We start from the raw sequence: 20,518 nt of genomic DNA on the forward strand, positions 1-20,518 counted from the left end.
CAGGTACGAAAGGTGCCCGGGTCAACCGGAGGGTCGATCCGGTCCGCGGAAGCCTACTCCCCAAGGTGGAGAACGGGGGGCGCTCCCCGAGGTGGAGACTGGGGCGCGTGACGTACCAGGCGACGAACGAGGCGGAGGACGCCGGCGGCGCGGAATGGGTCCCCTGGCGGGAGGCCACGGAACGCGCGCTGTACGGTCCGCGGGGCTTCTACCGGAGACCGGAGGGACCCGCCGGGCACTTCCGCACCTCCGTGCACGCGTCCCCCCTGTACGCCGCCGCGGTGGCGCGGCTGCTGAGGGAGACTGCTGAGGGCCTGCCGGCCCGGGTCGCGGAGGTCGCGCTGGTCGACGTAGGCGCGGGGCGCGGGGAACTGCTGACCGGGGTGCTGGCGGCACTGCCGGACGGCTTTCCGGTGCGCGCCCACGCCGTCGAGCGGGCCGCCCGGCCGGCGGGGCTCGACCCTCGGATCGAGTGGGACGAGCGGCCGCCGGCCGGGATCTCCGGGCTGCTGTTCGCGAACGAATGGCTGGACAACGTCCCGGTGGACGTCGCCGAGGCCGACGAGGCGGGCGTCCGCCGTTACGTGCTGGTCAGGGCTGACGGCGAGGAACGCCTCGGGGATCCGGTCGCCGGGGCCGACGCGGCCTGGCTGGACCGCTGGTGGCCCACCGCCGACCCGGGCACGCGGGCCGAGATCGGGCGGCCGCGCGACGAGACATGGGCTGCGGCGGTCGCGGGGCTGGACGCGGGACTCGCGGTCGCCGTGGACTACGCCCACCACGCGGGGGACCGTCCGCCCTTCGGGACGCTGACCGGGTTCAGCGGCGGGCGGGAGGTGCGTCCCGTTCCGGACGGCGGCTGTGACATCACAGCGCACGTGGCCCTCGACGCCTGCGCCGGTCCCGGGGCCGAGCTGGTGAGCCAGCGCGAGGCCCTGCGCCGTCTCGGCGTCTCCGGCGCCCGGCCGCCGCTCGCGCTGGCCTCGTCCGATCCCGCGGCCTACGTCCGCGCCCTGGCCTCCGCGGGAGAGGCCGCCGAACTCACCGCCCGGGGCGGCCTCGGCGACTTCACCTGGCTCCTCCAGCCCGTCCCGGCCGGCTGAGGCACCGACGGCACGGGTCCGCGCGTACCACCACGGCTCTTCCGGCGATCGGGGCCGGGCACCGTCGCAGGAGTCCGCGCGTACGGCGACGGACCCTGCGCGAACCGCGGGTCGCCGCGCACGGCACCGGTACCGTCCCGACCTGTCCGGCTCTCACACCGAACCGGCTCCCGCTTCCGGGGGGGATCACCGCACGCACGGGCAGGCACACGGCGAGCGGGGCGGGCCGGCGGGGCCGTGGCGGGCGCGCACGCGTGGGGCGGCGGGGCCGCGGAGCACGACGACGGACTCACGCGCTCCCGACACGGATCCGTCGAGGTCCGGACCCGGACGGGCGGCCGTGCCCCGGCTCCCTGCCCCGGGCGGTTCGAACGCCCGCACAGGCCCGGTGGGTGCGGCCTCTCGCGCCGACGGATCGGAGAGCGGGCGCGTACCGCTCGGACCGGGCGCGTGCCGGTGGCCGGACCGGGACCCGGGCCGGTGGTCCCGCCGCACACCCGTCCGGTTCGCGGGCGGGGCTCCGTACCACTCGCCCACGCGAGGGATACTGTCGCCCATGACGGAGACGACGATCGGCATCGGCGGCGCGGCGGAGAGCACCGACATGGTGCTGAACATCGGACCGCAGCATCCCTCGACGCACGGTGTGCTGCGCCTCCGTCTCGTGCTGGACGGCGAGCGCATCGAGCGGGCGGAGCCGGTGATCGGCTACATGCACCGGGGTGCGGAGAAGCTCTTCGAGGCGCGTGACTACCGGCAGATCGTCATGCTGGCCAACCGCCACGACTGGCTGTCGGCGTTCTCGAACGAGCTGGGCGTCGTGATGGCCGTCGAGCGCATGCTCGGCATGGAGGTCCCGGAGCGCGCCGTATGGCTGCGCACGCTCCTCGCGGAGCTGAACCGGGTGCTCAACCACCTCATGTTCCTGGGGTCGTATCCGCTCGAACTCGGTGGAATCACCGCGATCTTCCACGCCTTCCGCGAGCGGGAGGACCTCCAGCACGTCATGGAGGAGATCTCCGGCGGCCGGATGCACTACATGTTCAACCGCGTCGGCGGACTCAAGGAGGACCTGCCCGCGGGCTGGACCGGCCGGGCGAGGAGCGCGATCGCCGAGGTCCGTTCGCGGATGGACGTCTACGACCGGCTCGTGCTCGGTAACGAGATCTTCCGGGGCCGCACCCGGGGGGTCGGCGTGATGACCGGGCGGACGGCACACGCGTACGGCGTCTCCGGCCCCATCGCCCGTGCCTCCGGCGTCGACTTCGATCTTCGCCGCGACGAGCCGTACCTGGCCTACGGCGAACTCCGGGAGACGCTGAAGGTGGTCACCCGCACCGAGGGCGACTGTCTGGCCCGTTTCGAGTGCCTGCTGTGGCAGGCGCACAACTCGCTGGACTTGGCGGACGCCTGCCTGGACCGGCTCGCGGAGCTGCCGCCTGGGCCGGTCAACCAGCGGCTGCCGAAGGTGCTCAAGGCGCCCGAGGGCCACACGTACGCCTGGACCGAGAACCCGCTCGGCATCAACGGCTACTACCTGGTCTCCAAGGGGGAGAAGACCCCGTACCGCCTCAAGCTCCGCTCGGCGTCGTACAACAACATCCAGGCGCTCACCGAGCTGCTGCCCGGCACCCTGGTCGCGGACATGGTCGCGATCCTGGGATCGATGTTCTTCGTGGTGGGGGACATCGACAAGTAGGCGGGGCAGGGGCCGGGCCGGGCGAGCCCGACGAGGTCCGCGCGCACGGCATACGGACGGGACGGCCCGGAGCGGTCCACCGCCGAGACCGGCGGCACGGAGCGGTACGGCGGGGAGCCCCACGGCGCGGGCCGATGCCGGGGCGAGACCGGCGCGACCGGTCGCCGCGCGAACGTCGGCGGCATCCGGGACGCGGCGGCGGCGCGGCATCCGGTTGCGGACGGCGGGCGGTCCGTCGGACCCCCTGACACCACGAACGCCGGGCGGCTCACGCCGCCCGGCGTTTCGGCAGTCGGGGCCGCGCGGCGGCGCCGCCGCGCCGGATCAGGAGATCGCGGTGCGCAGCTGCGCGACGTCGAGCTGCTCCGTCTCGTCGTGCGCGGTCAGATCGATGACCTCACCCACGGCGCGCTCGTCGGTGCGCCTGCTCTGGGCCAGGGCCTCCTCGCCCACCACATCGGCGAGATCCTCGTCCTGGACGGAGGCGAGCTGAGCGGGTTCGAGGGCCGCGACCGGCTTCTTCTTCCGGCTGCCGCCCCCCGCGGTCACGGCCGGTCCGGTGGACCCGGCGGCTTCCGCGCCCTGTTCGCCGTTCTCCGGGGCCTTCGCCCCCTGGGTGCCGAAGAAGTCGAATCCGCCCTGCGGGCGCGCGGGCCGGCGTTGCCCGGAGTAGGGGACTATCGCCGCGGCGACCGGCACACGCGTGGCGGGGACGGCGGACGACGGGCGGGCGTGCTGTGCTCCCCCGGCGGCCGCCGCGTGCTTCCCCTGCGGCTCGTCCGCCTCTCGGGCGCGCTCGGCGATGTCGCGCTTGCGGGCCTCCTCGACGGTGCGCTTGGCCTGTTGCTCGGCGGCCCGGCGCGGCAGGTCCTCCAGTGCCTTGGCCGCACGCAGATACGCGGACGGCGTCGGCGTGGAGCCCGCCGCGGGAAGCTCCTTGGGCGAGCCCGCCTCGATCGCGAGCTGCCTGCGGCCCTCGAGCGCGCTGGCGCGCTCGGTCTCCGCGTTCGCGTACCGGCGGAGCAGGGCTGCGTGCTCGTTGCGCAGTCCGGCCAGCTCGACCCGTTTGGCGCGCAGCTTGGCGTCAAGCCTGGTCCGCAGCTCGCGGGACTCGTCGAGATCGGCTTCCAGCTCGGCGACGCGCTCCTCCGTCTTCCACGCGTCGCTGGCGCGGAGACGGGTGAGTTCGGCGACGCGGCGGCCCGCGTACCGGTCCCAACTGCGCATGAGGACCGCGCCGGTGACCGCCGTGGCGGCGGCCGCCGCGACCAGGGTGCGGAGCAGGACCGGATCGGAGAGCAGCCAGGCGCCCAAAGCACAAAGGACCGAAGCTCCGGCGACCGCCGAGGGCGGCAGGAGCCTGTGCAGAGGTGGGGAATGGCGGTGGCGTCCACGTGGCATGGCCTGAAATTTACCGTGCGTAGGTGACGATTGGGGGGTCAGCCCGGCAATCTCTTCGCATCAGGAACACATCGCTTTCGATGTGCCGCGCCTTCCCTCTTCTCCCACGCCCCGTTCCGGCTCGCTCCGCGCCTTCGGGCGCCCGCCCGCGACCGGCTAGAGCAGGCCCTTGGACGTCAGATACTCCTTCGCCACGTCCTGCGGCTTGGCCCGCTCGGCGTCCACCTTCCGGTTCAGCTCGACCAGGTCCTCGGTCGTCAGCGCGCGGGTGAGCTTGCCGAGCGCGTCGGCTATCTCCTGCGATCCGGCGTCCTTCGCGTTGACGACGGGCAGCACGTTGTCTGCGTTCTGGAGCTTCTTGTCGTCCTCCAGCAGCACCAGCCCGAAGCTCTCCAGCGTGGCGTCGGTCGTGGTGGTGAGGACCAGCTGGTCCTCACCGTCCTTGACCGCCTGCTTGGCCTGCGGGGTGCCGACGCCCTTCGGGTCCACGCCCGCCACGTCGATGCCGTACGTCTTCTTCAGACCCGGCGCGCAGAACGGGCGCACCTCGCACTCGTCGCCGGCCGCGATCCTGACCTTGATCTTCGACCTGCCGAGATCGGAAAGGGACTTGAGTTCGTTCTTCTCGGCGAATTCCCTGCTCACCGCGAACGCGTTCTGGTCGACCGCGTCGCCGGCGGGCAGCACCTTCAACCCGCGAGGGGTCGCGAGCTTCTCCAGAGCGGCCACGGTCGCGGCGACGTCGCTCGACGCGACGGGCTTCTCCTCGGGCGCCTTCGGGCCGTTCGCCTTGGCGTTGAGGAATTCGGCGATCGTGGCCGCGTATTCCGGTACGACGTCGATCTCCCCCTTCTCCAGGGACGGTTCGTACAGCTCGCGGTTCTTCACCGTGGTGACGGAGGCGTCGTATCCGGCGTCGCGCAGCACCTGGGCGTAGAGCTCGGCGAGCACCTTGGACTCGGTGAAGGCCGCCGCCCCCACGACGAGGGCGCCCTTGCCGCCGGCCGCGCCGTCCGAGGCTCCGGAGCCGCCCTTCTCCTGCTCCAGGCTGTCACCGCCGCAAGCGGCCAGCGAGCCCAACAGGGCCACGGTGCCCAGTACCGCTCCCGCGAGGCGCGAGGTCTTGCTCATGAGGTTCACCATCCAAGGGAGTGAGTCGTCACACGGTCTTCCGGAGCGGACTGAACAAACGGTCCACCGCCACCAGCACGGCCTCCACGAGGAGGGCGAGCACGGCCACGAGCAGGGCGCCCGCTACCACCTGCGGAGTGTCGTACGTGTTGAAACCGGCCGTGATGATGCGTCCGAGGCCGCCCTGCCCGACCATCGCCGCGATCGTCGCGGTGGCGACGATCTGGACCGCCGCGGACCGCAGCCCCGTCATGACCATCGGATACGCGAGGGGCAGCTCGACCCGGACGAAGAGCTGCCCGCCCGACATGCCCATGCCTCGCGCGGCCTCGACGACCGCCCGGTCGACCTCCCGCATGCCCACATAGGCGTTGGTGAGCAGGGGCGGCACGGCGAACAGCACCAGGGCGACGATCGTCGGGAGGTATCCGGCGCTGCGCAGCGGTGTGACCATGAACAGCGCGAGCACCGCGAAGACGGGCACGGCCCGACCGGCGTTCGACAGGTTCACGGCCAGCGCGCCGCCACGTCCGACATGTCCCAGATACAGCGCGATGGGCAGAGCGACGGCACAGGCCAGGGCCATGGCGACGCCGCTGACGTACAGATGCTCGCCCAGCCGGTGCCAGGCTCCCCCCTCCCCCGCCCAGTTGGCGCCGGTGCCGAGCCATGTCCAGGTCCTGGCCAGTACGTCCATCAGTGGGCCCCCCGGGTCCCGGCGGCACGTATTCGGGCCCAGGGCGTGAGCAGCCTCTGCACGCCGAGCAGCAGCAGGTCCGCGGCGACCGCGAGAAGCACGCAGAGCACGGAGGCGGTCAGCACCTGCGCCTTGAAGAAGCTGGGCAGCGCGTCCTCGATGAGATTGCCGAGGCCGCCGCGGCCGACGATCGAGCCGACGGTGGTGAGAGCGACCGTCGAGACCGTCGCGATCCGCAGGCCCGCCATCAGCGCGGGCAGGGCGAGCGGGAGTTCGACCTCCCAGAGCAGCCGGGCCTGGCCGTAGCCCATGCCCCGGGCGGCCTCACGGGCCTCCGCGGGAACCGCCTCCAGCCCCGCCACCGTGTTCCGCACCAGGATCGTCAGCGAGTACAGCACCAGGCCCGTGACCACCAGGGCCGCCGAGAGCCCGAAGAAGGGCAGCAGCAGGGAGAACATGGCCAGCGACGGGATCGTGTAGAGAACGGTCGTCAGCCCGAGGACGGGGCCGGCGAACCGGGGCCGGCTGCGTGCGAGAAGCGCCAGCGGAAAGGAGACGACGAGTCCGATCGCGACCGAGGCGGCCGTGATCCCGATGTGCTGCACCGTTGCGTCGATCAACTCCTGGCTGCGGGAGCGCAGGTACTCACCGCAGATCCAGTCGTTCGTGACCAGGCAGCCTCGGCCCGCCACGGCGCCACCCCCGTCCTCGCCTCCGGCCTGTTCGACCGGTTGCCGAACGAGAACCGACCCTAACCCCCGCCACCGACAATCGCCGAGGAGCTTCGCGTTCCGGCGACACCGTCTTCACACAAGGCCCGCCGCCACCCGTCACAATGGGGAACCATGATCCGATTCGAGCACGTGACCAAGCGCTACCCGGACGGCACCACCGCGGTGGACGACCTCTCCTTCGAGGTCGCCGCGGGTGAACTGGTCACGCTCGTGGGACCGTCCGGCTGCGGCAAGACGACCACCATGAAGATGGTCAACCGCCTCATCGAGCCGACGGAGGGCCGGATATTCATGGACGGAGAGGACATATCCATCGTCGATCCCGTCCAACTGCGGCGCCGGATCGGCTATGTCATCCAGCAGGTGGGCCTCTTCCCGCACAAGACGGTCCTGGAGAACACCGCGACCGTACCCCGCCTCCTCGGCTGGAAGCGCGCGAGGGGCCGTGAGCGCGCCGCCGAACTCCTCGATCTCGTCGGCCTCGACCCCCGCGTGTACGGCGACCGCTACCCCGAACAGCTCTCGGGCGGCCAGCGCCAGCGCGTGGGCGTGGCCCGGGCCCTGGCGGCCGATCCGCCGGTACTGCTGATGGACGAGCCGTTCGGCGCCGTCGACCCGGTCGTGCGGGAGCGTCTGCAGAGCGAGTTCCTCAAGCTGCAGGCCAGGGTCCGCAAGACGGTGCTCTTCGTCACCCACGACATCGAGGAGGCCGTCCGGCTCGGTGACCGCATCGCCGTCTACGGCCAGGGCCGGATCGAGCAGTTCGGCGCCCCGGCCGCCGTGCTGGGGGCACCGGCGACCCCGTACGTGGCGGATTTCGTCGGTACCGACCGGGGCCTCAAGCGGCTGTCCGTCACCCCCGTCGAGGAGGGCGACCTCGAGCAGCCGCCCGTGGTCCGTCTCGACGACCCACTGCCCCGCACACTGGACGCGCCCTGGGCCGTCGTCCTGGACCCCGGCGGCGATCTGCACGGCTGGATCTCCGCCGAGCACGCCGGCGGCACGGGCACCGTGCGGGAGCACGCCCGCCGCATGGACGCGTGGCTGCCCGTCGGCGCCTCCCTGAAGCAGGCGTTCTCCACGATGCTGCAGCACGACGCGGGGTGGATCGCGGTCGTCGACGAGGAGGAGAAGGGGCGTTTCCTCGGGGTGCTGACCCCGGGGCGCCTGCACGAGGCCCTGCGCCGCTCCATCGACGCGGACGCCCAGGACGTACCGCGTACCGCGGTGGACATCGACAGGGTGCCGTCCGGCTGAACCGGCCCGGAGGCCGGGCTCAGGCGCGGGAGCCGGGCGTCACGCCGCGCTGAGCCGGCCGCTCATCCACACCAGCGCCGGCGGGATCTCACGGCGCCAGGTGTTGAAGTTGTGCCCGCCGCTGTCCAGCGTGATCGACGAGACGCGGGCGGGCGCCCTCACCTTCCCGATGAAGTCCCGCGTCCCCTCGAGGTTCCCCTCGCCCTGCTCGGACGTGGTCACCAGGAACGAGGAGGCGCCCCGCGACCGGTGGTCCAGGCTCCACAACAGGTTCGCGCGCTTGCGCTCGTGCTGGTTCCCGTGGAAGAGGTCGCCGGTCGTCGGGTCCTCCGCGGCCTTGTAGTACGCGGAGAGTCCCGCTCCGGCCGCGAACCGCTCGGGGTGGTGGAGCGCTATCTTCAGCGCGCAGTAGCCACCCGTCGAATTGCCCATGATGCCCCAGCTACGAGGGTTGGCACCGACCCGGTAGGTCTCCGACACGGCGGCCGGCAGGTCCTTCGCGAAGAACGTCTCCGTCTGCGGCCCGTCCGGGACGTCGACGCACTCGGTGTCCCTGGGCGGCGCCACCGTCGGCCGGAGCATCACCAGGATCATCGGCTGCATGCGCCCCTCGCGGGCCTGCATGAACGCCGTTCTCGGGTACTTGAGGCCCTTGAGCAGGTTCTCCGCGGTGCCCGGGTAGCCGGTCAGCACGACGCTCACGGGAAAGGTCCTCTTCGCATGGGCGGGCTGGAAGTACTCGGGCGGCAGGTACACGTACGCCGGGCTGTCGATCCCCGACCTCTCGCCCACGATCACGACCTTCTGGATCTGACCGCCCGTCTCCGGCCGCGAGCTCCCCGGGACGTCCAGCTTCTGCTTGCCGACCACCTTGACCGTCCTGCTGCTCGCCGAGTGGTCCACGACCACGCCCATCTCCTGCTCCTGGCCGAGGAGATCGGCCCAGGAGCCGTAGAAGAGGAAGGACTTGTTCGCGGCCAGGCCCACCGCGGCGAAGAGGGCGAACTGCGTCGCCAGCAGCAGCCCCACCCGGCCGAGGACCGCGCGCCAGCCTCGTCGGGAGAGCCGTGGCCACAGCCAGATCGTCGCCGCGAAGAGAGCCGCGGCGGCCAGAACGGCCAGCGCCAGAACCTTGTTACTGGTGAGACCCATGAGGCGTTCGAGCTTCTTCCGTGAGAATTTCCTGAGATTCAATGAACCCGCCGCCCGGAAGTGCCGTCCTAGAGAGCGCAAATCGTCCGGGCCGAACGTTCTGCGGCCGCGGACTCCACGATCTCTCTCGAGAGCCTCAGGAAGCGATGTCTGTCACCATAGATGGGGATAAGTCGGGCTTGGTTCCGGAACGCGTACGCCGGATCCTCCGCGGCCCGCGCGCCGAATCCGTTCCTGCGCTGGTCGGCACGGCCTGCACCTTCATCGGCCTGATCGACATCGCCGCCGGGGTGTTCCCGCGCTTCCGGCACAGCCGGATGCACGCCCTCGCCGAGGTACTCCCCGGAGCCCTCGGCCCGTTCGCCGCAGCGCTGTCGCTCAGCGCCGGCGTCCTGCTGCTGCTCCTCGCGCACGGGCTCAAGCGGCACAAGCGGCGCGCCTGGCGGGCCGCGGTGATCCTGCTGCCCGCCGGCGCCGCCGCACAGTTCGTCTACCGCCACTCGATCATCGGCGTCCTGCTGTCGCTGGCACTGCTGGCCCTGCTGCTGCGCCACCGGGGCGAGTTCGCCGCCCTGCCCGACCCGCGCAGTCGGTGGAAGGCGCTCGCCAACTTCGTCCTGATGGGCGCCGGGTCGATCGGTCTCGGTCTGGCCGTCGTCAGCGCCCACCCGGGCAGGGTCATCGGCAGCCCCAGCCTCGCCGACCGTCTCGAGCACGTCCTGCTCGGGCTGTTCGGCTTCGAAGGGCCGGTCGGGTACGAGAACGGCGTCGACTGGACCGTCGGCTACTCGCTCGGCGCGCTCGGCCTGATCACCGCCGTGACCACGATCTACCTGGCCTTCCGCCCCGAGCACCCGGCCGCCACCCTCACGACGGACGACGAGACCAGGCTCCGCGAGCTGCTGGAGAAGCACGGCGGCCGCGACTCCCTGGGCCACTTCGCGCTCCGCCGCGACAAGGGCGTCGTCTTCTCCCCCAGCGGCAAGGCGGCCGTCACCTACCGCGTCGTCTCCGGCGTCATGCTCGCCAGCGGCGACCCGATCGGCGACGTCGAGGCATGGCCGGGCGCCATCGAGCGCTTCATGGACGAGGCCAAGGCCCACTCCTGGACCCCGGCCGTCATGGGGTGCTCCGAGACCGGCGGCCAGGTGTGGACCCGCGAGACCGGCCTCGACGCCCTGGAGCTCGGCGACGAGGCGGTGGTGGACGTCCCGGATTTCTCACTCACCGGGCGCGCCATGCGGAACGTGCGCCAGATGGTGAAGCGCATCGAGCGCAACGGCTACGAGACCCGCGTCCGCCGCGTGCGTGACCTCTCCGACGGCGAGCTGGAGCGGATACGCCGGGCCGCGGACGACTGGCGCGGCACCGACACCGAGCGCGGCTTCTCCATGGCCCTCGGCCGGATCGGCGACGCCTCGGACGGCGACAGCGTGATCGCCACCGCGCACAAGGCCGACGACGGCGAGCCGGGGCCGTACGGCGACCTGAAGGCCGTACTCCACTTCGTTCCGTGGGGGGCCGACGGCATGTCCCTGGACCTGATGCGCCGCGACCGGTCGGCCGATCCCGGCATGAACGAACTGCTCATCGTCGCCGCCCTGCAGGCCTCCCCCAGGCTCGGCATCGCCCGGGTCTCGCTGAACTTCGCGATGTTCCGCTCGGCGCTCGCCCGTGGTGAGCAGCTGGGCGCGGGTCCGGTCCTGCGGGTCTGGCGGGGACTGCTGGTCTTCCTCTCCCGCTGGTTCCAGATCGAGTCGCTGTACAAGTTCAACGCCAAGTTCCGGCCGCGCTGGGAGCCCCGCTTCGTGGTCTTCCGCAAGAACCGCGACCTGCCCCGGATCGGATTCGCCGCCATGCAGGCGGAGGGCTTCGTGACCCTGGCCGTGCCGCGCCCGTTCCGCCGCCGGACGGCCCGCTCACCCCGCCCCTGCGCCCACATCCGCCCGGCCGCCACCGGCGAGCACGAGGTACGCGCGGCGTAGCGGGGCCGTGCCGCGGGGGCGGCGGCACGGACGGACCGCTTCCGGGCCCGGAGCCGCATCGGGCACGGCACGGCCACCGGGTCCGGGCCCGGCACGGCGACTCGCCGCGTTGCCGACTCGACCGAACAGGCCCACCACGAGGCCGATCAGGCGCCCGGCGAGACTTCCGCTCGACCCGAAAGGGCCGGGGGGAGGCCCCACCCACCGGACGCCGCTCCTCGACGGGCCAACCCCGCCCGGGGCGGCACTAGGCTGGTCGTATGAGTACGTTGCGCGGACGGGGCACGGTCACGGACCTGCCGGAGTGGGACCGCTGTGCGGTCATGGGGGTCGTCAACGTGACCCCCGACTCCTTCTCCGACGGGGGCCGCTGGTTCGACACCACGGCCGCCGTCAAGCACGGCCTCGACCTCGTCGCGGAGGGCGCCGACCTGGTGGACGTCGGCGGTGAGTCCACCCGCCCCGGCGCCTCCCGCGTCGACGAGGAGGAGGAGCTGCGGCGGGTGCTCCCCGTGGTCCGGGGCCTGGCCGGTGAGGGCGTCACCGTCTCCGTCGACACCATGCGCGCCTCGGTGGCCGCCCAGGCGGTCGCGGCCGGCGCCGTCCTCGTGAACGACGTCTCCGGGGGGCTCGCCGACCCGCAGATGATCCCGGCCGTCGCCGCCGCGGAGGTGCCCTTCGTGGTCATGCACTGGCGCGGCTTCAGCGAGGACATGAACAACCGGGCCGTGTACGGGGACGTCGTCGCCGAGGTCGCCGCGGAACTGCGCGAGCGGATCGACGCCGTGGTCTCGCGCGGAGTCGCCGCCGAACGGATCATCGTCGACCCGGGCCTCGGCTTCGCCAAGCAGGCCGCGCACGACCTCGCGCTCGTCGCGCACCTCCCCGAGCTGCGCGCCCTGGGCAGGCCGCTGCTCGTCGCGGCCTCCCGCAAGCGGTTCCTCGGCCACGTGCTGGCCGACGGCGCCGCGACCCCGCCGCCCGCACGCGAGCGGGACGCCGCCACCGCCGCGGTCTCCGCGATCGCCGCCCACGACGGCGCCTGGGCGGTCCGGGTCCACGAGGTGCGGGCCACGGCGGACGCCGTGCGGGTCGCGCGGGCGGTCGAGGGAGCCCGGTGACCCCGCGTACCGACGTCGAGAACGTGGAAGCGGCGAACACCGCCTTCTACGAGGCCATGGAACGGGGCGACTTCGAGGAGATCTCCGGCCTCTGGCTGGACGGCGGGGAGGCCGACGCCATCTCCTGCGTGCACCCGGGCTGGCCGGTCCTCTCGGGGCGCGGCGAGGTGCTGCGCTCGTACGCCCTGATCATGGCGAACACCGAGTACATCCAGTTCTTCCTCACCGACGTGCGGGTGAGCGTGTCCGGCGACACCGCCGTCGTCACCTGCACCGAGAACATCCTCAGCGGCGGCCCGGCGGAGGAGGCCGGCGAGCTCGGCCCCCTCGTCGGGCAGCTGGTCGTGGCCACCAATGTGTTCCGCCGCACACCCTACGGGTGGAGAATCTGGTCACATCACGGTTCGCCCGTTCTGGCGGAATCGGACGACGAGGAGGACGGCGAATCCACCCCGTGAGTGGGTAAACCCGCTCGTGGGAGGTTCGTTTCCGCGGCTGCGGGGTAGGCGCCGCCACCAGCCGGTGACGGTTCCGTCCACGGCCCCCGTGGGCAGGTCGTGTCCGAGCCCGCAGGTAGATTCGAATCCGTGCACTGCTGCCGCCCGCACGCGGCCGCGTGCGCGCCGGACTACGACAGCAGGAGTGATTCGCGTGGATCGTGTCGCGCTGCGCGGCCTGAGGGCCCGCGGGCACCACGGCGTCTTCCCCCGGGAGCGCGAGGAGGGCCAGACCTTCGTCGTGGACCTGGTGCTCGGCCTCGACACCCGTCCCGCGGCGGCCGACGACGACCTGGCGAAGACCGTCCACTACGGAGTGGTGGCGGAGGAGGTCGTCGGCGTCGTCCAGGGGGAGCCGGTGGACCTGATCGAGACGCTGGCCGAGCGCATCGCCCAGCGGTGCCTCGAGCACGCCGGCGTCCAGGAGGTCGAGGTCGTCGTGCACAAGCCGGACGCCCCGATCACCGTCCCGTTCGACGATGTCACCATCACGATCACCCGGAGCCGTGCATGAGCGACCCCACCGTGCAGCCCGTGCCCACCGCCGTCGTCGAGCAGGTCGACGCGGCCGACATCACCCTGTCCAACCCCAAACGGGCGGTGATCGCGCTCGGCTCCAACCTCGGCAACCGGCTGGAGACGATCCAGGGCGCCATCGATCTGCTGGAGGACACCCCCGGCATCCGGGTCAAGGCGGTCTCCCCCGTGTACGAGACGGAGCCGTGGGGCGTCGAGCCGGGCACACAGCCGTCGTACTTCAACGCGGTGGTGCTCGTGAAGACGACGCTGCCGCCCAGCTCCCTGCTGGAGCGCGGCCAGGCGATCGAGGAGGCGTTCGACCGGGTGCGCGAGGAGCGCTGGGGCCCGCGCACGATCGACGTCGACATCGTGGCGTACGCGGACGTGGTCTCAAACGATCCGCTCCTCACCCTTCCGCACCCGCGTGCGCACGAGAGGGCCTTCGTCCTCGCCCCGTGGCACGACGTGGAGCCCGAGGCCCAGCTGCCGGGCCTGGGCGGGATCGCGGAGCTGCTGGCCGGTGTGGGCCGGACGGGTGTCGCTCATCGTGTGGACCTGGAACTCCGCCTGCCCGAGTAGTCGTTACGCTCTTCAGGGTCTCCGGCACCAAGACGAAGGACACAGGGGCGTGCGGTGAAGCAACTACGGCTTGGGGTACTGGCCGGGCTGTTCGTGGTGGCCGGAGTGCTGTCGTGGGGCGGCGCCCGGCTGTGGGACTCGGTGGGCACGCTGCCGAGCGTGCCGCTGGCCGCCCCGATCGTCCTGGCGGCGATCGCCGCGATCCTGCTGGCGACCGCGCTGTCGCTGCGCGCCCGGCTGCGGGCCCAGCGGGAGCGCCGGCCCGGGGCGAAGGGCGTCGAGCCGCTGATGGCCGCCCGCGCGGTCGTCTTCGGTCAGGCGAGCGCCCTGGTGGCGGCACTCGTCAGCGGGGTGTACGGCGGCGTGGGCGTCTTCCTGCTCGGCTCCCTCGACGTCCCGGCCCGGCGCGACCAGGCGATCTACGCGGGCTTCGCGGTCCTGGCGGGCATCGCGGTGATCGCCGCGGGGCTCTTCCTGGAGCGGGTCTGCAAACTCCCGGAGGACGAGGACGACGGCACCGGCCAGGTACCGGCTCGCTGACTCCGGCCTGCTGACGACGAAGCACCCCCGGCGAGGCCGGGGGTGCTTCGGTCGTACGGTGCGCGCGATACGTGCGCACCGGCCGGGGCGGAGGGCGAGCCGCCCGCGGCCCTGCGGGCGGTGGACGGCTCAGCGCGCCATGATCAGGCTCATCGCCTCGTTGCGGGTGGCGACGTCGCGAAGCTGACCGCGAACCGCCGAGGTGATCGTCTTGGCCCCGGGCTTGCGGATGCCGCGCATCGACATGCACATGTGCTCGCACTCGATGACCACGATCACCCCGCGCGGCTCCAGGATCTCCATCAGGGAGTCGGCGATCTGCGTGGTCAGACGCTCCTGCACCTGGGGACGCCGGGCGAAGACGTCGACGAGGCGGGCGAGCTTGGAGAGGCCCGTGATCTTGCCCGTGGTCGACGGGATGTAGCCGACATGGGCCACACCCCGGAACGGCACCAGGTGATGCTCGCAGCAGCTCACCAGCTCGATGTCCTTGACCAGGACCATCTCGTCGTGACCGAGGTCGAAGGTCGTGGTGAGCACGTCCTCCGGCTGCTGCCAGAGTCCCGCGAATATCTCCTTGTACGCCCGTGCCACCCGCGCCGGGGTCTCCTTGAGACCCTCGCGGTCCGGGTCCTCTCCGACTGCGATGAGGAGCTCGCGTACGGCGTTCTCGGCGCGCTTCTCGTCGAACTCGCCGATCGTGCCCTCGCCGTCCAGCGTCACCGGGTCGGTCATCTGTGCCTCGTTCCTGTGCTCTGCCGTGGCGCGAAAACGCCGCACTTCCCAGGCTAGAACCTGGGAAGTGCGGCGTTCATTCCGGTCCGGCGGTCATCGCCGATGCATCACGCCTGGTCAGGCGTCCGGACGCTCCTCCTGGACCGCTTCCTTGGGGGCCTTGGTGACATCCGTCACCGTCGGGGCCGAGGTCCCGTTGGCGCCGTTGGTGAGGGCGAGCTCCTTCGGCGACAGCACCGGCGGACGGGTGGACGGCGTGCGGCGGGAGGAACCGGTCCACGCCGGACGGGCCGGGCGCTTCACGATCGGGGCGAAGATCTCGGCGATCTCCTCCTTGCCGAGGGTCTCCTTCTCCAGCAGCGCGAGGACGAGGTTGTCGAGGACGTCGCGGTTCTCGACCAGGATCTCCCAGGCCTCGTTGTGCGCGGCCTCGATGAGCTTCTTGACCTCCTCGTCGACCAGCGCGGCGACCTCTTCCGAGTAGTCGCGCTGGTGCGCCATCTCACGGCCCAGGAACGGCTCCGAGTTGTCCCCGCCGAACTTGATCGCGCCGAGACGCTCGGTCATGCCGTACTGCGTGACCATGGCGCGGGCCGTGGCCGTGGCCTTCTCGATGTCGTTCGCCGCGCCCGTGGTCGGGTCGTGGAAGACGAGCTCCTCGGCCGCGCGGCCGCCCAGCATGTACGCCAGCTGGTCGAGCATCTCATTGCGCGTGGTCGAGTACTTGTCCTCGTCCGGGAGCACCATCGTGTAGCCGAGGGCCCGGCCGCGGGACAGGATCGTGATCTTGTGGACCGGGTCGGAGTTCGGGGAGGCCGCCGCGACCAGGGCGTGTCCGCCCTCGTGGTACGCGGTGATCTTCTTCTCCTTGTCGGACATGATCCGGGTCCGCTTCTGCGGGCCCGCGACGACGCGGTCGATCGCCTCGTCCAGGAAGTGGTTGTCGATCAGCTTCTTGTCGCTGCGGGCCGTCAGCAGGGCGGCCTCGTTCAGCACGTTCGACAGATCGGCACCGGTGAAGCCGGGGGTGCGGCGGGCGACGGCCGAGAGGTCGACGTCCGGGGCGACCGGCTTGCCCTTCTGGTGGACCTTGAGGATCTCCAGACGGCCCTGCATGTCCGGGCGGTCGACGGCGATCTGCCGGTCGAAGCGGCCCGGGCGGAGCAGCGCCGGGTCGAGGATGTCCGGCCGGTTGGTGGCGGCGATCAGGATGACGCCGCCCTTCACGTCGAAGCCGTCCATCTCGACGAGGAGCTGGTTGAGGGTCTGCTCGCGCTCGTCGTGGCCGCCGCCGAGTCCGGCGCCGCGGTGGCGACCCACCGCGTCGATCTCGTCGACGAACACGATCGCCGGGGCGTTCGCCTTGGCCTGCTCGAAGAGGTCGCGGACACGGGAGGCACCGACACCGACGAACATCTCGACGAAGTCGGAACCGGAGATCGAGTAGAACGGCACGCCCGCCTCGCCGGCGACGGCGCGCGCGAGCAGCGTCTTGCCCGTCCCGGGCGGGCCGTACAGCAGCACGCCCTTCGGGATCTTGGCACCGACGGCCTGGAACTTCGCCGGCTCCTGCAGGAACTCCTTGATCTCGTGGAGCTCCTCGACGGCCTCGTCCGATCCGGCCACGTCGGAGAACGTGGTCTTCGGCGTGTCCTTGGTGATGAGCTTGGCCTTGGACTTCCCGAAGTTCATGACCCGGGAGCCGCCGCCCTGCATCTGGTTCATCAGGAACAGGAAGACGACCACGATGAGCACGAAGGGCAGCAGCGAGAGGAGCACCGAGAGGAACGGGCTCTGCCGCTCGGGCGAGACCGTGTAGCCCTTCTCGATCTCACCCGCGTCGTACTTCTGCTGCAGGGTCGTGGCCAGCTCGACGCCCTGGTCGCCGATGTAGCTCGCCTGGACCTTGTCGCTGCCGTCGACCTTCTGGCCGTCCTTCAGCTCGATCTTGATGATCTGCTCGTCGCCGGTGGTCAGCTTGGCCTGTTCGACCTGGTTCTTGGTGATCGCCTGGACAACCTTCGCGGTGTCCACCGTCTTGTAGCCGCCCGACGAGCCGACGACCTGCATCAGCACGACCACGGCGAGGACGGCCAGCACGATCCACATGACCGGCCCACGGAAGTATCGCTTCACGTCCATCCATACGGAGCGGTGCCGCCCCGTCCCTCCTGCCCGTAGGTGAGTGCTGCTCTGAGACTGCTGCTGTGAGACTGAGTAAAAGACTGTTCTTCGGACGGTACCCCAGCATTGTCACCCGGGACCGCCTTCCCATGCTCCAACGGCGGGAAGGCGGCCGGGGTTCCCGGGGCGCGTCCGCGCCTCAGCCCCCGTACACGTGGGGCGCGAGGGTACCCACGAACGGGAGGTTGCGGTACTTCTCGGCGTAGTCGAGGCCGTATCCGACGACGAACTCGTTCGGGATGTCGAACCCGATCCACTTCACGTCGATCGCGACCTTCGCGGCGTCCGGCTTGCGGAGCAGCGTGCAGACCTCCAGCGAGGCCGGCTCGCGGGAGCCGAGGTTCGACAACAGCCAGGACAGGGTCAGCCCGGAGTCGATGATGTCCTCGACGATCAGGACGTGCTTGCCCTTGATGTCGGTGTCCAGATCCTTGAGGATGCGGACCACACCGGAGGACTGGGTGCCCGCGCCGTACGAGGACACCGCCATCCAGTCCATGGTGACGGGGGTGGACAGCGCACGCGCCAGGTCCGCCATCACCATCACGGCGCCCTTGAGGACTCCGACGATGAGCAGGTCCTTGCCCGCGTACTCCGCATCGATCTTCGCGGCCAGCTCGGCCAGCTTCGCGTCGATCTCTTCCTTGGTGATGAGTACCGATTTGAGATCGGCGCCCATGTCCTTCTCGTTCACCCGCGTCGCTTTCTGTCTCGGCGTCCCGGCGCCCGGCCCGCTGCCGGCTCAGCTCTGCCGAATGACCAGTCTGCCACCCTGGCGGCGCGCCTCGACCCGGCCGGGCAGGTTCAGTGGCTTCTGGCCCCGCCATCCCACGATGAGCCGCTCGACCTCCTCGACGTGCCGGGCGAAGAGTGAACCCGCAGGTGAACCGGCTGCCACCAGGGCGCGCCGGAGGACCCGGCGGCGGACGGCAGGGGGCAGCGCATGGAGCTTGGCGCATTCGAGCAGTCCGGCGTCGTCACGGACGGTCTCGTCTGCCTGGGCGGCCCAGGTGTCCAGGGCGTCGGCGTCGTCGCGGGAGAGCCGGGCGGTGCGCGCCAGCGCCTCCACGACGCCCTTGCCGAGCGCCTTCTCCAGTGCGGGCAGACCCTCGTGGCGCAGCCGGGAGCGGGTGTAGGCGGGGTCGGCGTTCATCGGGTCGTCCCAGACGGGCAGGTGCTGGACGAGGCACGCCTTGCGCGCGGTCTGGCGGTCGAGCTGGAGGAAGGGGCGCCGGTAGCGGCGGCGGGCACCCGAGACGGCCGCCATCCCGGAGAGCGAGCGGATGCCGGAGCCCCGGGCGAGGCCGAGGAGGACGGTCTCCGCCTGGTCGTCGCGGGTGTGCCCGAGGAGCACGGCGGCGGCGCCGTGGCGCTCCGCGGCCTCGTCGAGGGCGGCGTAGCGTGCGTCACGGGCGGCGGCCTCGGGGCCGCCGGCGCGTCCGACGGTCACGGCGACGGCCTCGACGGGGTCGAGGCCCATGGCGGTGAGTCGGCCGGCGACCTCGGCGGCACGGAGATCGGAGCCGGCCTGCAGACCGTGGTCGATGGTGACGGCGCCGGCGCGGACGGCCAGTTTGGGGGCCTCGAAGGCGAGGGCGGAGGCGAGCGCCATGGAGTCGGCACCGCCTGAGCAGGCGACGAGCACGACGGGGCGGCCGTCGGGGCCCCGGGTGACCGTGGAGCGCCCGCAGGAGGAGGCGGCGCTCGGGATGTCGTTCAGTTCGTTGAGTACGTCGTGGAGTACGCGGCGGACCGCCAGGCGTATCGCCGCGACCGCAGGATGCGGACCCATGTCCGGTGCCCTTCGTGAAGTCGGGGGGTGCCTCCGTGAGGAGGGTGGGGGCCGGGAGTTTCGGTCACTCAGAGTGTCTCGATGGTGACAGAACCGTGCCGTTCCCCGAGCATTGCACGCCTACCCATTGCCTACGGTCCCTCGGACGGGTGATTACGAGGGCAGCCTTCTGCCGCCGACCGCGGGGGTCAGGGTTCGGCCCTCCGGTGCACCCTGGCGATCCAGTCCGCCGGTGCGGCGATCTCCGCCTTGGTGGGCAGGGTGTTCGGCGAGGTCCAGACGCGGTTGAAGCCCTCCATTCCGACCTCCTCGACGACGGCCCGTACGAACCGCTCGCCGTCCCGGTACTGGCGCAGCTTGGCGTCCAGGCCGAGGAGCTTGCGCAATGCCAGGTCGAGGCGGGAGGCGCCCCGGGCGCGGCGCTGCTGGAACTTCTCGCGGATCTCGCCCACGGACGGCACGACCTGGGGCCCCACGCCGTCCATGACGAAGTCCGCATGGCCCTCGAGCAGGGACATCACGGCGGTGAGCCGGCCGAGGATCTCGCGCTGCTCGGGACTCTGGACGATCTCGACCAGTGACCGGCCCTCGTCCTCCTCTCCCTCGGGACGGCCGCCCGCGAGCGTCTGGGCGGCCTCGCGAAGCCGCTCCAGCACGGTCATGGGATCCACGTCGGTCTCGGCGAGGAATGACTGGATCTCGCCCTCGAGGTGGTCGCGCAGCCAGGGCACGGCGGTGAACTGGGTGCGGTGGGTCTCCTCGTGGAGACTCACCCACAGCCGGAAGTCGTGCGGGTCGACGTCGAGTTCGCGTTCGACGTGGACGATGTTGGGGGCGACCAGGAGCAGCCTTCCGCCGCTGCCCGGCGCGCCGGGCAGCTCGCGCGTGGGCGGGGCGAAGGTCTCGTACTGGCCGAGGACTCGGGAGGCCAGGAACGACAGCAGCATGCCCAGCTCGACACCGGTCACCTTGCCGCCGACGGCGCCGAGCACGGCTCCGCCCGCGGTGCCGGCGCGGCGCTCCTGCATCTTGTCGAGCAGGGGCCTCAGCAGCTCGCGGAAGCCCGCGACATTGGCCCTGACCCAACCCGGCCGGTCGACGACGAGGACCGGGGTGTCCTCGGGCTCGTGGCCGTCGGGGATCATGCGGGTGAAGGCACGGACGTGCTCCTCGGAGGCCTTGGCGTGCCGGCGCAGTTCGGCGACGACGGCACGTGCCTCTTCCCGGGTGATGTCCGGCCCCGGCCGGACGAGGCGGATCGCGGTCGCGACCGCGAGGTTCCAGTCGACCATCTCGGCACCACCGATGCTCGTCATGCGTCAACCGTACGTTGTCACCCCGGAACACGGTGAGGCGTCGGCACCTCCGCGACCCGGGGCGGGCCCGGGGCCC

The 20,518-nt window shown here is 71.6% G+C and carries 19 protein-coding genes; 9 read left to right on the forward strand and 10 right to left on the reverse strand.

The annotated features are described in order from the left end of the window. Positions 1-107 precede the first annotated feature (107 nt). Positions 108-1,103: an SAM-dependent methyltransferase gene (locus tag O7595_RS14220; RefSeq protein ID WP_269729057.1), complete on the forward strand. Its 996-nt coding sequence runs from the start codon at positions 108-110 to the stop codon at positions 1,101-1,103. 556 nt (positions 1,104-1,659) lie between these two features. Next, entirely contained in the window at positions 1,660-2,802 is a 1,143-nt protein-coding gene (locus tag O7595_RS14225; protein WP_269729058.1) for an NADH-quinone oxidoreductase subunit D, read from the forward strand. A gap of 324 nt (positions 2,803-3,126) precedes the next feature. Here O7595_RS14225 and O7595_RS14230 read toward each other — a convergent pair whose 3' ends face one another. From O7595_RS14230 to O7595_RS14245, 4 genes are all read right to left on the reverse strand, one after another. Then, a complete protein-coding gene (locus O7595_RS14230; protein ID WP_269729059.1) occupies positions 3,127-4,203 on the reverse strand; it encodes a hypothetical protein in 1,077 nt (358 codons plus the stop codon). A gap of 156 nt (positions 4,204-4,359) precedes the next feature. Beyond that, on the reverse strand, positions 4,360-5,334 hold the full coding sequence (locus O7595_RS14235) for an ABC transporter substrate-binding protein (protein WP_269729060.1): 975 nt from the start codon (positions 5,332-5,334) through the stop codon (positions 4,360-4,362). A gap of 28 nt (positions 5,335-5,362) precedes the next feature. Then, the gene (locus O7595_RS14240) at positions 5,363-6,031 is read right to left on the reverse strand and encodes an ABC transporter permease (protein ID WP_269729061.1); all 669 of its coding nucleotides are present in this window, start codon (positions 6,029-6,031) and stop codon (positions 5,363-5,365) included. Next, positions 6,031-6,723, reverse strand: coding sequence for an ABC transporter permease (locus O7595_RS14245; RefSeq protein ID WP_269729062.1), 693 nt, complete (start codon positions 6,721-6,723; stop codon positions 6,031-6,033). The genes O7595_RS14240 and O7595_RS14245 overlap by 1 nt, the downstream gene beginning before the upstream one ends. A gap of 153 nt (positions 6,724-6,876) precedes the next feature. Here O7595_RS14245 and O7595_RS14250 point away from each other — a divergent pair, with 153 nt between their 5' ends. After that, positions 6,877-8,022: an ABC transporter ATP-binding protein gene (locus O7595_RS14250; protein ID WP_269729063.1), complete on the forward strand. Its 1,146-nt coding sequence runs from the start codon at positions 6,877-6,879 to the stop codon at positions 8,020-8,022. A 39-nt stretch (positions 8,023-8,061) separates the two neighbouring features. Here O7595_RS14250 and O7595_RS14255 read toward each other — a convergent pair whose 3' ends face one another. Continuing rightward, on the reverse strand, positions 8,062-9,174 hold the full coding sequence (locus O7595_RS14255; protein ID WP_269729064.1) for an alpha/beta hydrolase: 1,113 nt from the start codon (positions 9,172-9,174) through the stop codon (positions 8,062-8,064). A gap of 146 nt (positions 9,175-9,320) precedes the next feature. Between O7595_RS14255 and O7595_RS14260 the strand changes: the two genes are divergently transcribed. The 6 genes from O7595_RS14260 to O7595_RS14285 all read left to right on the forward strand — a co-directional run bounded on the left by O7595_RS14260 (position 9,321) and on the right by O7595_RS14285 (position 14,415). Further along, positions 9,321-11,159, forward strand: a complete 1,839-nt coding sequence (locus O7595_RS14260; RefSeq protein ID WP_269729065.1) for a phosphatidylglycerol lysyltransferase domain-containing protein — start codon at positions 9,321-9,323, stop codon at positions 11,157-11,159. Positions 11,160-11,419: 260 nt separating this feature from the next. Then, positions 11,420-12,280 (forward strand): dihydropteroate synthase, encoded by an 861-nt coding sequence (gene folP, locus O7595_RS14265; protein WP_269729066.1) that lies wholly within the window; start codon positions 11,420-11,422, stop codon positions 12,278-12,280. After that, positions 12,277-12,738, forward strand: a complete 462-nt coding sequence (locus O7595_RS14270; RefSeq protein ID WP_269729067.1) for a nuclear transport factor 2 family protein — start codon at positions 12,277-12,279, stop codon at positions 12,736-12,738. The genes folP and O7595_RS14270 overlap by 4 nt, the downstream gene beginning before the upstream one ends. 193 nt (positions 12,739-12,931) lie before the next feature. After that, on the forward strand, positions 12,932-13,291 hold the full coding sequence (folB, locus tag O7595_RS14275) for a dihydroneopterin aldolase (RefSeq protein ID WP_269729068.1): 360 nt from the start codon (positions 12,932-12,934) through the stop codon (positions 13,289-13,291). Further along, on the forward strand, positions 13,288-13,875 hold the full coding sequence (folK, locus tag O7595_RS14280; protein WP_269729069.1) for a 2-amino-4-hydroxy-6-hydroxymethyldihydropteridine diphosphokinase: 588 nt from the start codon (positions 13,288-13,290) through the stop codon (positions 13,873-13,875). The genes folB and folK overlap by 4 nt, the downstream gene beginning before the upstream one ends. Before the next feature lie 54 nt (positions 13,876-13,929). Continuing rightward, positions 13,930-14,415 carry a DUF3180 domain-containing protein gene (locus tag O7595_RS14285; protein WP_269729070.1) on the forward strand — a complete coding sequence of 162 codons (486 nt, stop codon included), beginning with the start codon at positions 13,930-13,932 and terminating at the stop codon, positions 14,413-14,415. A gap of 129 nt (positions 14,416-14,544) precedes the next feature. Here the strand turns inward: O7595_RS14285 and folE are convergent, their stop codons facing one another. The 5 genes from folE to O7595_RS14310 form a co-directional block, all read right to left on the reverse strand. Then, positions 14,545-15,150 (reverse strand): GTP cyclohydrolase I FolE, encoded by a 606-nt coding sequence (folE, locus tag O7595_RS14290; protein WP_093660899.1) that lies wholly within the window; start codon positions 15,148-15,150, stop codon positions 14,545-14,547. 117 nt (positions 15,151-15,267) lie between these two features. Next, positions 15,268-17,292, reverse strand: coding sequence for an ATP-dependent zinc metalloprotease FtsH (ftsH, locus tag O7595_RS14295; protein WP_269729071.1), 2,025 nt, complete (start codon positions 17,290-17,292; stop codon positions 15,268-15,270). Between the two features lie 181 nt (positions 17,293-17,473). Further along, on the reverse strand, positions 17,474-18,013 hold the full coding sequence (hpt, locus tag O7595_RS14300; RefSeq protein WP_093660903.1) for a hypoxanthine phosphoribosyltransferase: 540 nt from the start codon (positions 18,011-18,013) through the stop codon (positions 17,474-17,476). Between the two features lie 63 nt (positions 18,014-18,076). Next, entirely contained in the window at positions 18,077-19,126 is a 1,050-nt protein-coding gene (gene tilS, locus O7595_RS14305) for a tRNA lysidine(34) synthetase TilS (RefSeq protein ID WP_269729072.1), read from the reverse strand. A gap of 188 nt (positions 19,127-19,314) precedes the next feature. After that, the gene (locus O7595_RS14310) at positions 19,315-20,442 is read right to left on the reverse strand and encodes a zinc-dependent metalloprotease (RefSeq protein WP_269729073.1); all 1,128 of its coding nucleotides are present in this window, start codon (positions 20,440-20,442) and stop codon (positions 19,315-19,317) included. Positions 20,443-20,518: the final 76 nt, after the last annotated feature.

The organism is Streptomyces sp. WMMC940 (assembly GCF_027460265.1).
Classification (GTDB): domain Bacteria; phylum Actinomycetota; class Actinomycetes; order Streptomycetales; family Streptomycetaceae; genus Streptomyces.